Annotated in this window: 16 protein-coding genes; 10 read left to right on the forward strand and 6 right to left on the reverse strand. The window is 63.4% G+C overall.

Annotated elements, in window-relative coordinates; translation table 11 throughout:
- Nucleotides 1-4 precede the first annotated feature (4 nt).
- Genes BMX27_RS04785 through BMX27_RS04795 form a run of 3 tightly spaced genes read left to right on the forward strand, consistent with a single transcriptional unit; the run spans nt 5 to nt 2,712 of the window.
- Nucleotides 5-877: a GNAT family N-acetyltransferase gene (locus BMX27_RS04785; RefSeq protein WP_177172650.1), complete on the forward strand. Its 873-nt coding sequence runs from the start codon at nt 5-7 to the stop codon at nt 875-877.
- Nucleotides 878-908: 31 nt separating this feature from the next.
- Nucleotides 909-1,751, forward strand: a complete 843-nt coding sequence (locus BMX27_RS04790; protein ID WP_090158775.1) for a PhzF family phenazine biosynthesis protein — start codon at nt 909-911, stop codon at nt 1,749-1,751.
- Nucleotides 1,741-2,712: a CorA family divalent cation transporter gene (locus BMX27_RS04795; RefSeq protein ID WP_177172651.1), complete on the forward strand. Its 972-nt coding sequence runs from the start codon at nt 1,741-1,743 to the stop codon at nt 2,710-2,712. Before BMX27_RS04790 ends, BMX27_RS04795 begins: the two co-directional genes overlap by 11 nt.
- Here the strand turns inward: BMX27_RS04795 and BMX27_RS04800 are convergent.
- Entirely contained in the window at nt 2,709-3,494 is a 786-nt protein-coding gene (locus tag BMX27_RS04800) for a DUF533 domain-containing protein (protein WP_090158777.1), read from the reverse strand. The genes BMX27_RS04795 and BMX27_RS04800 overlap by 4 nt on opposite strands.
- A gap of 137 nt (nt 3,495-3,631) precedes the next feature.
- On the opposite strand from BMX27_RS04800, the gene BMX27_RS04805 reads away from it, so the two are divergent.
- The 7 genes from BMX27_RS04805 (at nt 3,632) to BMX27_RS04835 (ending at nt 9,217) form a co-directional block, all read left to right on the forward strand.
- Nucleotides 3,632-4,057 carry a Fur family transcriptional regulator gene (locus BMX27_RS04805; protein ID WP_090158778.1) on the forward strand — a complete coding sequence of 142 codons (426 nt, stop codon included), beginning with the start codon at nt 3,632-3,634 and terminating at the stop codon, nt 4,055-4,057.
- A 64-nt stretch (nt 4,058-4,121) separates the two neighbouring features.
- Nucleotides 4,122-5,012 carry a DMT family transporter gene (locus BMX27_RS04810; RefSeq protein WP_090158779.1) on the forward strand — a complete coding sequence of 297 codons (891 nt, stop codon included), beginning with the start codon at nt 4,122-4,124 and terminating at the stop codon, nt 5,010-5,012.
- A 35-nt stretch (nt 5,013-5,047) separates the two neighbouring features.
- Nucleotides 5,048-6,325 (forward strand): phosphopyruvate hydratase, encoded by a 1,278-nt coding sequence (gene eno / locus BMX27_RS04815; protein ID WP_090158780.1) that lies wholly within the window; start codon nt 5,048-5,050, stop codon nt 6,323-6,325.
- A 206-nt stretch (nt 6,326-6,531) separates the two neighbouring features.
- Nucleotides 6,532-6,954: a cupin domain-containing protein gene (locus BMX27_RS04820; protein WP_090159185.1), complete on the forward strand. Its 423-nt coding sequence runs from the start codon at nt 6,532-6,534 to the stop codon at nt 6,952-6,954.
- Nucleotides 6,955-6,996: 42 nt separating this feature from the next.
- Entirely contained in the window at nt 6,997-7,701 is a 705-nt protein-coding gene (locus tag BMX27_RS04825; RefSeq protein WP_090158781.1) for an ABC transporter permease, read from the forward strand.
- Complete coding sequence (locus BMX27_RS04830) at nt 7,695-8,411, forward strand: ATP-binding cassette domain-containing protein (protein ID WP_090159186.1); 717 nt, start codon at nt 7,695-7,697, stop codon at nt 8,409-8,411. The genes BMX27_RS04825 and BMX27_RS04830 overlap by 7 nt, the downstream gene beginning before the upstream one ends.
- Nucleotides 8,408-9,217: an ABC transporter substrate-binding protein gene (locus tag BMX27_RS04835; protein ID WP_090158782.1), complete on the forward strand. Its 810-nt coding sequence runs from the start codon at nt 8,408-8,410 to the stop codon at nt 9,215-9,217. The genes BMX27_RS04830 and BMX27_RS04835 overlap by 4 nt, the downstream gene beginning before the upstream one ends.
- A gap of 78 nt (nt 9,218-9,295) precedes the next feature.
- On the opposite strand, the gene BMX27_RS04840 is transcribed toward BMX27_RS04835, so the two are convergent.
- From BMX27_RS04840 to BMX27_RS04860, 5 genes are read right to left on the reverse strand one after another with little or no spacing between them, the layout of a single operon-like run.
- Complete coding sequence (locus tag BMX27_RS04840; protein WP_090158783.1) at nt 9,296-9,772, reverse strand: DUF6505 family protein; 477 nt, start codon at nt 9,770-9,772, stop codon at nt 9,296-9,298.
- The gene (locus BMX27_RS04845; protein ID WP_090158784.1) at nt 9,769-10,467 is read right to left on the reverse strand and encodes a biotin/lipoate--protein ligase family protein; all 699 of its coding nucleotides are present in this window, start codon (nt 10,465-10,467) and stop codon (nt 9,769-9,771) included. Before BMX27_RS04845 ends, BMX27_RS04840 begins: the two co-directional genes overlap by 4 nt.
- Complete coding sequence (gene apbC / locus BMX27_RS04850) at nt 10,467-11,534, reverse strand: iron-sulfur cluster carrier protein ApbC (RefSeq protein ID WP_090158785.1); 1,068 nt, start codon at nt 11,532-11,534, stop codon at nt 10,467-10,469. The genes BMX27_RS04845 and apbC overlap by 1 nt, the downstream gene beginning before the upstream one ends.
- Entirely contained in the window at nt 11,531-11,725 is a 195-nt protein-coding gene (locus tag BMX27_RS04855; RefSeq protein ID WP_090158786.1) for a DUF6494 family protein, read from the reverse strand. Before BMX27_RS04855 ends, apbC begins: the two co-directional genes overlap by 4 nt.
- Before the next feature lie 9 nt (nt 11,726-11,734).
- A complete protein-coding gene (locus BMX27_RS04860; RefSeq protein WP_090158787.1) occupies nt 11,735-13,684 on the reverse strand; it encodes a 4Fe-4S binding protein in 1,950 nt (649 codons plus the stop codon).
- Nucleotides 13,685-13,884 lie beyond the last annotated feature (200 nt).

Below are 13,884 nucleotides of genomic sequence, written 5' to 3' on the forward strand. Positions count from 1 at the left end.
GAAAATGGCCACCCATCTTGCGCTGATGCAATCACCCGACATGGGCCTTGCGCTGACGGCGCTGGGCCGTGGCGCGGACCTCGTGACCACGGATGCAGGTCATGCGCTGGTGATCCGCCGCAGGATCGGACCCTTGGGTGAGGTCCGTTTTTCCTCGCAGGGGCCGGTGTTTGCGGATCAATCCACGCTGGCGGACCGGGTGGCGATGCTGCGCGCTGCACGGCTGCATCTGCTGAACGCTGCAAACGGAACGCAGGCCGTCTGCCGCGCTGCAGGCTTTGCCCAGGTGATGACCCCTGCGACGACCGCGATCCTGCCAGTGGCCTTTGATACCGACGCGCAAATGCGCATGGCACATGGCAAATGGCGCAGTGCGGCCCGCGCGGCGGCCCGCGCCGGGCTGACGTTGACGCGATCCCCGCTGGACGGCGAACATGCATGGCTGTTCGCGCGAGAGGCTGCGCAACAAAATTCGCGCGGCTATCGCGCCCTGCCCCCCGCACTGACACGGGCCTATGCGCAGGCAAATCCCGGTCAGGCGCAGGTTTTTGCAGCACATCAGGATGGCGAACCCATCGCCGCCATGCTTGTTCTGACGCATGGCCCATCGGCCACCTATCACATCGGCTGGTCCGGCGACGCAGGCCGACGTGCGCGGGCGCATCACGCGGTCCTGATGGCTGTCACGGATTGGCTGCGTGACACGGGGATCGCCACGCTGGATCTGGGCGGCTTGGATACGCGGCATGCACCCGGTCTGGCACGGTTCAAACTGGGATCAGGCGCTGCCCCGCTCACCTTGGGCGGCACCTGGATCAGATGGCCCCGACCGTCCGGCGCGTTTCGGCGGTGGCAGCGTCCCCGCCAATCATTGTAGGCTGTTCCCGACACAAGGATGGAGCAGGCCGATGACCCGATATGTCGTCTATGACGTGTTTACGGACACCCCCTTTGGCGGCAACCAATTGGCCGTGTTCCCTGACGGCGAAGGTGTCAGGGACAGCGATCTGCAAAAGGTTGCGGCGGAATTCAATTTCTCCGAGGTTGTTTTCGTCTATCCGCCGGATGATCTGCGGCACACGGCGCGGCTGCGTATCTTTACCCCGACCATGGAAATCCCTTTTGCCGGTCACCCGCTGATCGGAACTGCGGTGGCCCTGTCAAAACTGGGGTTTCCGACGGACATGACCCTCGAGACCGGCGCAGGACCGATCATCTGCGAGGTGACGGGTGACCGCGCGGCCTTTGTCACGACGAATCCGCTGACCCGCGCGGATGAACCTGCGGTCGATCTGGTCGCACGCGTGCTAGGGCTTGCAGTGTCCGAGATCGACACGCAGACCCATCGCCCGGTGCAGGCCGGTGTCGGCCTGACGTTCACGTTCGTGCGGCTGACCGACAGGGCCGCCCTGTCCCGCTGCGCCCCCGACACCACTGCGATGAAACAGGCAAGAGACCTGCACCCCGCCAGCCTGGATTTCGCAACCTTTGCCTATGTCCAGGACGGCGATGACATCCATGCGCGCATGTTCGCGCCGCTGGACAACATCCCCGAGGACCCGGCCACCGGCAGCGCGGCTGCCGCACTGGCCGCGCTCTTGCGCAATGTGACCGGAACCGATCAGACTCTGACGATCCACCAGGGCGACGATATGGGCCGGCCTGCGATCATCCATGCGCAGGCCGATGCCGGCGCCGTGCGGATCACCGGGGCCGCGTGCCAGACAATGGAGGGTCGCCTTGTCATCTGAACCACCCAGCCTGGTGCCGCTCTGCGCCTATGACATCTGGTCGGATGGCACGGCGCAGCCTTGCGACAGCTTTGGCATTTCCCCGGCTGCTGGGGCGTCCTATCGCTGGTTGCACCTTGATCTGTCGGATGCGGCATTGCGCGGCTGGTCGGCTGAAAACCTGCCGCCGCTGGCCCGACGCACCCTGCTGGCCGACAAGACGCGGCCGCGCACGGATCACGGCGACGGCGGCCTTACCGTCACCCTGCGCGGAATCAATCTGAACGAAAACGAAGAAGATGCCGACATGGTATCCCTGCGCATCTGGCTGACAGGCACCCTGATCGTCACCGTGCGGCGCCAGCGCGTATATGCCGTCGAGGAATTGCGCGACCGGATCGCTCGCAACGACGCACCGCACAGCACCGATCACATGCTGGCCCGCCTGACAGAGGCACTTGTCGCGCGGGTCGAACAGATCGCATTCGACCGCGAGGATCTGGCCGACGACATGGAAGATTCGGTCTACGAGGAAAACCGCCAGCCGCTCACCGACCTTGCCCCCTTGCGCCGCGAGATCATCAAGCTGCGCCGCCATGTGTCACCCCTGGCGGATACGCTGCAACAGCTGGCACAACTGGACACAGACCTGATCGCGGACGATCTGCGTGCGCGGATGCGCGATACCGCCAGCCGGTGCCGTTGGTCATTGGAAGAATTGTCAGAGGTGCATGACCGGCTTGAGGCAATGGCCGATCATCTGGACGCCGTCGCCGCGGCCCGTCTGGAACGCAACGGGTATCGGTTGTCGATAGTGGCCGCGATTTTCCTGCCACTGGGGTTTCTGACGGGTCTGTTCGGGGTCAATGTCGCGGGCATGCCTGGCGTGGCCTACGACCATGCCTTTGCGATCCTGTGCATCGGCATGGTCGTGATCGGCGTCCTGTCGGCTGCCGTGATGCGCTGGCTGCGCTGGTTTTAGCCGAACAGCACCGGCGCGCCGGTCTGGCGATGGATGTCGTTCACTGTTTCGGTTTCCAGCTGCAACTGGTCTGCGAAATCGCGCAGGAACTCGGCCTCCTTGATGTGATCGAGGTCGATGGCGGCCAGCGCCATTGCATAGACCTGCGCCTCTGCCCCGACCGGAACCATTTCGGCCAGCTGCGCGACACTGATGTCGGCGGCCATGGCCTGTTCGACAAAGGCGCGTTCCTCGGCCGTGGCGTCATCCAGATGTTCCATGATGCGGTGGCGTTCGGTCTCGTCCATCTGTCCGTCGGCCTTGGCCGCCTGCACCATCGCAACCAGCATCACCGCGGCCAGACCCTCTTGTTCTGCGGTCGGCTCGATCGGGTCCTCGGGCGTTTGCTGGAATTGCGAATTCAGCGTCCGGCCGAACCCGCCACCGCCATTGCTGCTGGCTCCGGCCAGACCGCCCAGCAGGCCACCTAGACCACCGGCACCGGCCAGACCACCCAGGGCACCGCCGCTCGATCCGCCGCCGGTCAGACCGCCCAGCATACCGGCCAGACCGCCGCTGGACCCGGCACTGCGCGTGCCTGTCTTGGCCCCCTGCAAGCTTTCAAGCAGGCCGCCCAGACCGCCTGATCCAGTGCTGCCCCCTGCCGACCGGCTGCCGCCGCCCAGCATGTCGTCCAGCATAGTCCCGGATTTCCCTTGTTTCGCGCTACGTGTCAGCGAGGCTGCACCCTTGGCAACGGCAACCCCGACAGCCACGCGGGCCAGTGTTTTCATCAGACTCATGTCAAATATCCCCAAAGTTGAACCAGTTCAGGCAAAAGCTGGCACATCTTGTGGCAACTTGCCATGCAAATGGGCGGACGTGGTAGCCCACCGGCGAAAATCTGGCTAAGGGTAGCCGCACAACCGGCGGAGAAGCCATGACCCAATCAATCCAGTCCCGCGCCGCGACCGCCGGTTTGCGGATGACCGGCCAGCGCCGCACCATCGCAAAGGTGCTGGATGCAGCCACCGACCATCCGGATGTCGAAGAACTGCACCGTCGCGCGATAACACTGGATGCGCGCATTTCGCTGGCGACCGTTTACCGCACGGTGAAACTGTTCGAAGAAGAAGGCATTCTGGAAAAACACGATTTCGGTGATGGGCGCGCCCGTTACGAACACGCCGACGGGCCGCATCACGACCATCTGATCGACATGACCACCGGACAGGTGATCGAATTCGTAGATCCCGAGATCGAGGCGCTACAGGAACGGATTGCCCGCAGATTGGGCTATCGCTTGCAGGGACACCGTCTCGAACTTTACGGTGAACCCATTTCCCCCGAAGAGAACGCCGAGTGATCGGCGGGGCTGGTCCCCACCCCTGCGTCAGCATAGTCATGCGCGCAGATCAACGGAGCATGCCATGAACAATCTACGCGGCGGCGGGCTGATGGTGCTGGCCATGCTGGGCTTTGCCATCGAGGACATGTTCATCAAACTGCTGGCTGACACGATGTCAGTCGGCGCGATCTTGATGTATCTGGGGCTGGGTGGTGCGCTGGTGTTCGGCGCGCTGAGCCTCAAACGCGGCGACCCCCTGCTGTCGCGCGACCTGCTGCATCCGATGGTGCTGCTGCGCAACGGATGCGAGGTGCTGGGCACGGTCGGTTTCGTCACGGCCGTCGCCCTGACGCCGATTTCGTCGGCCAGCGCCATCATTCAGGCGATCCCGCTGTTCGTGACTGCGGGCGCGGCCCTGTTTCTGGGCGAAAACGTCGGCTGGCGGCGCTGGGTTGCCATTGCCATCGGATTTTGCGGTGTCATGCTGATTATCCGGCCTGGTCTGGACGCATTCCAGCCCGCATCGTTGTTTGCATTGCAAGGTGCTGTATTTCTGGCGGGCCGTGACCTTGCCACGCGCGGCGTGCCGCGCAGCGTCAGCAGCATGCAACTATCGACCTATGCCTTTGCGGTGATCGTGCCCACCGGACTGGCCGTCGTGCTGGCAACCGACCAGACGCTCTCTGCCCCGCATGGCGGTGCCATAGCGCTTGTCGGCTTGACCGTCGTCGTCGGTGTACTGGCCTACTACGCCATCGTCGCCGCAACCCGCATTGGTGACGTGTCTTTCGTGGCCCCATTCCGCTATTCCCGGCTGGTCTTCGCCTTGATCGTCGGCACCTTGGTCTTTGGCGAACGACCCGATGCCTGGGTCCTGACCGGATCGCTGATCGTGGTCGGCTCCGGTCTTTATACCCTCTTGCGCGAGGCGCGGCGCGGCCGCGCTTCCCTTCGACAACCACCATTGGTATGACCCCGATAACGCTAACATCACCGAAAGGCCCACCCATGAGCAGCATCATCGACATTCACGCCCGCGAAATCCTCGACAGTCGTGGCAACCCCACGGTCGAGGTTGATGTCACCCTCGAGGACGGCACGATGGGCCGCGCAGCGGTGCCGTCAGGTGCCTCGACCGGCGTGCACGAAGCACACGAGCGCCGCGATGGCGACAAGAACCGCTACATGGGCAAGGGCGTAACCGAAGCGGTTGCCGCCGTGAACGGCGAGATCGCCGACGAATTGCTGGATTTCGACGCCACCGATCAGGTCGGCATCGACCTGACGATGATCGAACTGGACGGCACCGACAACAAGAGCCGTCTGGGTGCCAACGCGATCCTGGGCGTGTCGATGGCCGTGGCCAAGGCAGCCGCCGACTACACCACGCAGCCGCTGTTCCGCTATATCGGCGGCACATCCGCGCGCACCTTGCCCGTCCCGATGATGAACATCATCAACGGCGGTGAACATGCCGACAACCCGATCGACATTCAGGAATTCATGATCATGCCGGTCGCCGCGGACAACATTCGCGAGGCCGTCCGCATGGGCGCAGAAGTGTTCCACACCCTGAAAAAGGAACTGTCCGCCGCAGGCCACAATACGGGCATCGGCGACGAGGGCGGCTTTGCCCCCGGCCTCAGCTCCACCCGCGAGGCGCTTGATTTCATTTTGAAATCCATCGAAAAGGCCGGATTCAAGCCGGGCGAGGACATCTATCTCGCACTCGATTGCGCCTCGACCGAATACTACCGCGATGGCAAGTATGAGATGAAGGGCGAGGGCAAATCCCTGACCGCTGCCGAAAATGTTGATTACCTCGCGCAGCTGGTGTCGGACTATCCGATCATCAGCATCGAGGACGGCATGGCCGAAGACGACTGGGACGGCTGGAAGGCCCTGACGGACCGTCTGGGCGACCGCATCCAGCTGGTCGGCGACGATCTGTTCGTCACCAACCCCAAGCGTCTGGCCGAGGGTATCGCCAAGGGCAGCGCCAACTCCATGCTGGTCAAGGTCAACCAGATCGGCACGCTGACCGAGACGCTTCAGGCGGTCGACATGGCGCATCGTGCACGGTTCACCAACGTCATGTCCCACCGTTCGGGTGAAACCGAGGACGCGACGATTGCCGATCTGGCCGTTGCCACCAACTGCGGCCAGATCAAGACCGGTTCGTTGTCGCGTTCCGACCGTCTGGCAAAATACAATCAGCTGATCCGCATCGAGGAAATGCTGGGCGACACGGCCATCTACGCCGGTCGGTCCATCCTGCGGTCTTGATCGCAACTGCGGTGCCTGCCCTCCCTCGTGGCGGGCACCGCGACATCCCATCCGGCACGCCTGACGTAAAGTCATGTCATCACCAAGCTTTACGTAGGGTTACGCAGGCGGCTACAGATGCATCCGCAGGGAGAGCACCGTCACACGTGAAGATATTTGAGGGAGAAGACCGCGAAATGGAGGGATCACCGGATCGGCTGATGCACATGAGTACGGCGCAATTGATCAGCTATCTTGATCTTGCTCCGCATCCCGAAGGCGGTTGGTTTCGCGAAACATGGTCCCACGGTGATGGCCCAAGGGCGAACATCACTGCAATTTATTTTCTGCTGGCCAGGGGTGAATCCAGCCATTGGCACCGCGTCGACACGCCAGAAATCTGGCTGTTTCACGCAGGCGCGCCGCTGGTCCTGTCGCGTGCCGCGACCGAGGCCGGTCCGGCAGAGGACGTCATCATGGGGCCTGACCTGGCGTCTGGCCATATTCCACAGGTCGCCCTGCCGCCGATGGAATGGCAAGCGGCCCGCACCACGGGGAACTGGACCTTATGCACTTGCATCTGCGCGCCGGGGTTCGAATACGCGGGCTTTGAATTAGCCGAACCCGGTTTCGACATTCCGCGCTACTGACAGGTCTCGACGGCACCTCCTGCAGTCGGCCATAAGCATGCCATGAATGACATCACCCAAGGTTTGGCAGAGGCAGCACGACTGGTCGTGACGCGTGATCCCGATCTCGTCAACATCAGCCTGCTGTCTTTGCGTGTCACATTGACCGCACTCGTCATCGCCAGTGCGATTGCCATTCCGCTGGGCACAATGCTCGCTATTCAGCGTTTCCGGTTCAGACGAACGGTGATCGCGGTTCTGAACGCGCTGATGGGTTTGCCACCCGTTGTCGTGGGACTGGTCGTCTACGTCATGCTGTCGCGGGCCGGGCCACTGGGCGTCTTGGGTCTGTTGTTCACGCCCGCGGCCATGATCATCGCACAGGTCATCATCATCACACCTCTGATCGCATCGGTCACCCATCAGGCCATGCGCGACCTCTGGGCGGAATATCACGACCTGCTGATCTCGATGAACACCACAAAGGCGCAGCGCATCGCAACCCTGATGTGGGACGGTCGCCGCACGCTGCTGACGGCAACACTGGCAGGTTTCGGACGCGCGATCGGCGAAGTCGGTGCAATCATGATCGTGGGCGGCAACATCGACAATGCGACCCGTGTGCTGACCACCGCAATCGCACTGGAAACCGGCAAGGGAAATTTTGCGCTGGCCCTTGGTCTTGGCTTCGTCCTGATCGGGCTGGCAATCGTGGTCAACCTTGCGATTCATGCCCTCAGCCGGACCGAACGCGAGGGCCGCTGGTGACCCGCCTCCTGCCCCTCCACCTGTCCGGTGCCACGGTCCGCCGCCGCGGAAAACGCCTGCTGGGTCCCGTTGACCTGACACTCGACGCAGGCCGGTTGACCGTCCTGCTTGGACCCAACGGATCGGGCAAGACGACGCTACTGCGTGTCATGCACGGCGTGGAACGCCTGAGCGAGGGCCGGATCACCTGGTCCGGCCCCGATGACATCGTGGAACGCGATCAGGCCTTTGTCTTTCAGACCCCGATCATGTTGCGGCGGTCGGTGTTGGCCAATCTGGCCTATCCGCTCAAACTGGCGGGCGTTGGCAGGGCCACTCGCAATGCATTGGCAAGGGACTGGGCCCAGCGGATCGGCCTCGGCGATGCTCTCGATACGCCCGCCCCGCGCCTGTCCGGCGGCGAACGGCAGAAGCTCGCACTTGCGCGCGCCTTGATCCGCAAACCGCAGGTTCTGTTTCTCGATGAACCCTGCGCCAGCCTCGACGGTGCTGCCATGCGCGACATCGAGGATCTGTTGCGACAGGCCAGCAGCGATGGAATCACGATTCTCATGGCAACACATGATATGGGTCAGGCCCGACGCCTTGCGGATGACGTCATCTTCATGGTCAGTGGTGCTGTACATGAACGGGGCAATGCCCAGACGACGCTTGCAACCCCTGAAACCAAGGCCCTACGCGCCTTCTTGAACGGAGACATTTTACCATGACACGGAACATACCACTGCTGGCCCTCGCAACACTGATCGCTACCCCGGCAATGGCAGAAGACCTGCGCCTGGCCGTCACGACCTCATTCGAAAATTCCGGCCTAGCCGATGTGCTGCTGCCCGCCATCGCCGAGGATACGGGCATCAACGTGCAACTGCTCGTCGTGGGCACCGGACAGGCGATCCGACTCGGAGAGGCCGGCGATGTCGATGCAATTCTGGTACATGCCCGTGCCGCAGAAGAGGCCTTCGTCGCCGATGGCTATGGCACCGCACGCCAGCAGATCATGTACAACGATTTCGTGCTGATCGGGCCCGCAGCAGACCCCGCGTCCATTTCCAGCGCCGACACTGCGGCCGCTGCCCTGAACGAGATCAGCACAACGCAGGCACCCTTTGTCAGTCGCGGCGATGACAGCGGCACGCACAAGGCGGAACTGGCCCTCTGGGCGGCCGCCGGAACCGATCCAGCCACCTTTGGTGACTGGTACAACGCCGTCGGTGCCGGCATGGGGGCCGCGCTCAATACGGCGTCCGGCCTCAACGCCTATATCCTTGCCGATCGCGCGAGCTGGCTGAATTTCGGGAACAAGGGTGATCTGGCGCTGCTCTTTGCGGGTGATCCCGCGCTGTTCAATCAATACACCTTCATCCCTGTGAACCCGGACGCACAGCCAGACACCAACATCGATGGCGCAACGCGCCTTCAGGACTGGCTGATCTCGGACCGCGCACGCGACCTGATCAACAGCTACACCATCGCGGGTGAGCCACTCTTCGTCTTCAATGCCAACGCTGCCCCCTAGAGGTCGGCAGGCGTATCATCTTGCCGAAAATACTCGCGCCGCAGGCATCGGGTTTGCACTGCAAACCCGACAGCCCGCTCAGTCCTCGGTCACATGGATCGCGAATTGCTCTAGTCCTGCGTCCTGCGGCGCAATCGCGCGATAGCCTTCGCGCACACCGCCATCGGTCAGTTCGCGGCTGACGGTCAGTAGCGTGTTAGGGTCATGTTCGTCGCACAGATCCATCATCTGGGCGATTTCCTCGGCCGCGACAGGGCGCGCTGCATCGAGGTCCGGGGCACCGTAGACACTGACGAAATGTGCCGCCAGCGCGTCCGTCAGGGCCGTCACCTCGGCCTGTTCAACCGTCGTCACGGCAACGAAACTGCTGCGACCCGCCGTCTCCAGACCGAACCACCCGTTTGCAAAGGCCTGCCGGGCCTTGCCGACCAGATCGCCCTCGGTCCAGTTTGAAAATTCGAATCCGCCGGAAATGCACCATTCCCCGGTGCGCGCAGGATTGTGGAAAACGCGTGTGTCGCTTTCGTCAAAATGAATGGCGCGGGCCAGTTTCATGCGGTTTCCTTTATCAGGGTGGTCAGGGGGACAAGCGTGGTATCATCACCGGACCGGAGCAAGGCGCCAAAGCTTTCGTCCAATCCCAGCAAATGTGCCGACCGGCCCGCCAGCGTCACGTCCTTGCCCATGCCATGCACCAGCCCGACATAATCGCGGTGCAGCGGGGCCGGTCCGTCATGGGTCCATGTGTCCAGCCATGACAGGCTATGGCGCACCCATGCCGACAAAAGGTCCGGGGCCGCCACCTCGGCGCAGCCTTCGGCATAAAGGGTTGTCTGGTCCGGTGAAGCGCCACCTTCGGTGTCGCGCGGCCACAGATCCAGCGTCAGACCGATCACCAGCCAATCAGGTGCGGCGTCACCCGCGCAGTCGGGCGCGTGTAGCGTCAGTTCCCCGCAGCGCCCCCCGTTGACATAGATGTTGCCGTCCCAGCCAAGGTGGATCGCCACGACCGGCGGTGCCAGCGTGCCCAGCGCATTCTGGAACCCCACCGCACACAGCGGCAGCATGATCGCCGCCTGTGCCAACGGCACCTCTGGCGCGAACAAGATCGCCGCCCGCAGCCGGTCGCCGGCTAGATCATAACAGACCAGACCGGGGTCAGCGCCAGCCTGCCCCGCCGCAATCGCGGCGGTGACAGGACAGGTGCCCGCACAATCCTGACCTCGGAACAGCGGCGGGAAATCAGGCATCAGGCGCGGCCGTCGGCAATCAGAGCACGGGCGACATCGCGGAATGCAGTCGCCTGGGCGCTGTCGGGGTCAGACACGACGATCGGCGCACCGCTATCCGCAGCCTTGCGGATCGACAGGTGCAGTGGCACCTCGGCCAGCAGCGGCACACCCAGCTTCGCGGCCTCTGCCGCGACACCGCCGTGCCCAAAGACATGTTCTTCGTGACCGCAGTTGGTGCAGATATGCGTCGACATGTTTTCGATCATACCCAGGATCGGCACATGCAGCTGGTTGAACATGTCGATCCCCTTGCGGGCGTCCAGCAGCGCGATGTCCTGCGGCGTGCTGACGATGATCGCACCATCGACCTGCGCCTTTTGCGCAAGCGTCATCTGCACGTCACCGGTTCCCGGCGGCAGATCCACCAGTAGCACGTCAAGCGCGCCCCACTGCACCTGCGTCATCATCTGCTGAAGCGCACCCATCAACATCGGGCCACGCCAGACAACGGCCTGATCCTCGTTGGTCATCAGGCCGATGGACATCATGGTCACGCCGTAGTTGCGCAGCGGCAGGATCGTCTTGCCGTCGGGGCTGGCCGGACGACCGGACACACCTAGCATCCGGGGCTGGCTGGGGCCGTAAACATCGGCATCCAGCAGGCCCACCCGCCGCCCTTCGGCCGCCAGCGCACAGGCGAGGTTCGCCGTTACTGTCGATTTGCCCACGCCACCCTTGCCAGAGGCGATGGCGATGATCCGGTCCACACCCGGAATTTTCTGCGGCCCCTGCGGCTGGGACGCGCGCTGTGGTTTCAGGTCCGGCGGCGCGGCGGGCGTCGCATGGGCCGTCAGCACGACACTGACGGTGTCTATTCCATCCAGCGCCCTGATCCCGGCCTCGGCCTCGGTCTTGACGGTCTCGTAGTCGGCAGCCCGGCTGGGCGGAATTTCCAGCACGAAACGCACGGTGCTGCCATCCACGTTCAGCGCCTTGACCGCACCTGATGCATTCAGCGGCCCGCCCGAGACGGGATCTGTGATGCCGGCCAGAACCTTTTGGACGTCGTCGCGGGTTGCGGTCATTGCGGACCTTCGATCTTGCCGGTGACGACGTGTTCGAAATCCATACCGTCGATGGTCAGCACGACCTTGGCATCGAACGTCTTGCCAGTCGTCTCCGCGTTGCGCATCGCTTCCTCGATCGCCTGCTGGCTGGTCACACCGACCTGCTTGAGAAACTTGCGCATCGACATGTTGAAATTCTCGTCGCTCATCGGGTTCTCCTAGTGATCTTTACGTTTGGAAAAATAGTCTTCGCTGCTGCGGGGCTTGGGCCGTTCACCACCCCCCAGCGGGTTGTTCTGACTGTGGTACTGCGCGTTCACGCGGCAGTTGTCGCACATCTGGATCATCCGCAAGGCGTCGGGGTTCGGGAACATGGAATGCCCCGCCAGCTTGGCCGTCACGGCCTCGATCGTGGATTTGACGCCGAACAGGCTGCCGCAGGAAATGCAGGCGAACGGTTCTTCTTCGTGCACGACCGTCTGGGTCAGCGCCGCATCGGTCAGGTTCAGCCGCGGTTGCAGCGTGATCGCCTGCTCTGGGCAGATGTTGGCGCACAACCCGCATTGCAGGCAGGCGTCCTCTTGGAACCGTAGCTGCGGATGGTCGGGATTGTCCCCCAGCGCACCGGACGGGCACAGCGAGACACACGACAGACACAGCGTGCAGGCGTCGGTATCGACCAGCACAGCACCATAGGGCGCACCGGCGGGCAGATCGATGACCGTGGCCTCCGGGTTCAGCGTCTTGGCCGCCAGACGCGCGACCTGACGCCGCCGTCCCATCTGCAAGGCGGGTGTTTCAACCACAGGCCCCGCATCCGCATCAAAGAGCGCATCAGACAACGCATCGGGATCATTCAGGTCCAGCAAGTTGACAGCCGCGCGCCCGGCAATGGCATTTGCCAGCGCGGTCTGCGCCACGGGTGCCTCGCGTTCGGTCTTGGGCGACAGCAGGATCGCCACGTCGGCAAATCCCGCCCCCAGTGCCGCCAATGCCTCGGCATGGCCAAAGCCCGCGAGGGCTGCGACCTGAAGCGGGATCACATCAGCGGGCAGACCCCGACCGAACCGCGCCGCGAGGCCGATCATCTGCGCGCCGTGATCCGCATCATGCACCAGCAGACGGGGGGCTTGGCCCCCGGCCTTGCGATAGGCGCTGGCCAGGGTGTTCAGACGCCGGAACGTATCGTCGGTGCTGGGGGCGTCGAAACTGATCGCACCGGATGGACAAACAGCACTACAGGCCCCGCACCCCGCACAGATCGCGGGATCGACGGTCACATGGTCGCCATCAGGCGTGATCGCTCCTGTCGGACAAAGATCCAGGCAGTTCGTGCAGGCGGTCTGTTCTGCCCGGCTATGTGCGCACAGCGATTCCTCCATGCGGACATAGAGGGGTTTTTCAAACGTGCCGATCAGCTGCGAAGCGGCCAGCACGGCGTCTGCCACAGCCGTCTGGCTGCCGGGGTCGGCCCGCAGGTAGCCGTCCCGCTTGGCGTCGGCGGCAAACAGCGCCCCTGCCCCGCGCAGATCCAGGATGATGTCGCAGCCCGACCGCGCACCGTCTTGCGGCGGGGTCAGGGCGACAGGACCACGACCGCCAGGGATCGTCTGGCGCAGGCGGTCGAATTTCGTCTCGAACTGGCCCAGCGACCCGGTGGCCTGCGACAATTCGCCCGTCACCGTATCGTAGCCGCTGTGCAGATCGACCTCCCAACCATCAGGCATCAGAAGGGTGACACCCAGGATCGGTGCCAGTTGTTCCGCCGCGCGGACGGCCACATCCGAAACCCCGAGGATGAGGCATGTGCCATCGCTGACCACATCCATCGACCGCACCTCGCCGCGGGGCAGAACACCCTCTGCCAGCAGGGCGGCCTGTTTCGCCGTGGCTGTCTCGTCGGCCGTCCAGCCGGCCCGGTCGCGCAGGTCCACAAAGGTCGGGACCGCAGCCCCGATATCGTCGGCAAGTTCAGTAAATCTTGGCGCTTCCTGCTGGCAGGCGATCACGACATCGCCCTGCCGCAAGGCGGTCTCGGCAAGGTCGATCTGGGCGTCGCACAGGTTGGTATGACAAGCCGAACAGGACAGCCCTGTCGCAGCCGTCAATCCGGTCCCGTCGACGCGCTGACTGCCCAGGCAATCGCAGATCAAAACTGTCTTGGTCATGGCTCTCTCCCCGGCGCAGGGCACCTGATACCAGCGAAAGCAAGAGATCGTAAACACCCATACTTTCAGCAATTTTTTGCGCCGCCATTGCTGCACCGCAGCATGGGCCAAAGGCATCTTGCATGCCGTTGGATACCATTTTTTGCTTGCAGAGCCAGGCGACCTCCTGCGACACTGATTGCAGCCAAGACCGCCGGAGG

It is taken from the genome of Loktanella sp. DSM 29012 (genome assembly GCF_900110705.1).
In the GTDB taxonomy this organism is placed as follows: domain Bacteria; phylum Pseudomonadota; class Alphaproteobacteria; order Rhodobacterales; family Rhodobacteraceae; genus Loktanella; species Loktanella gaetbuli.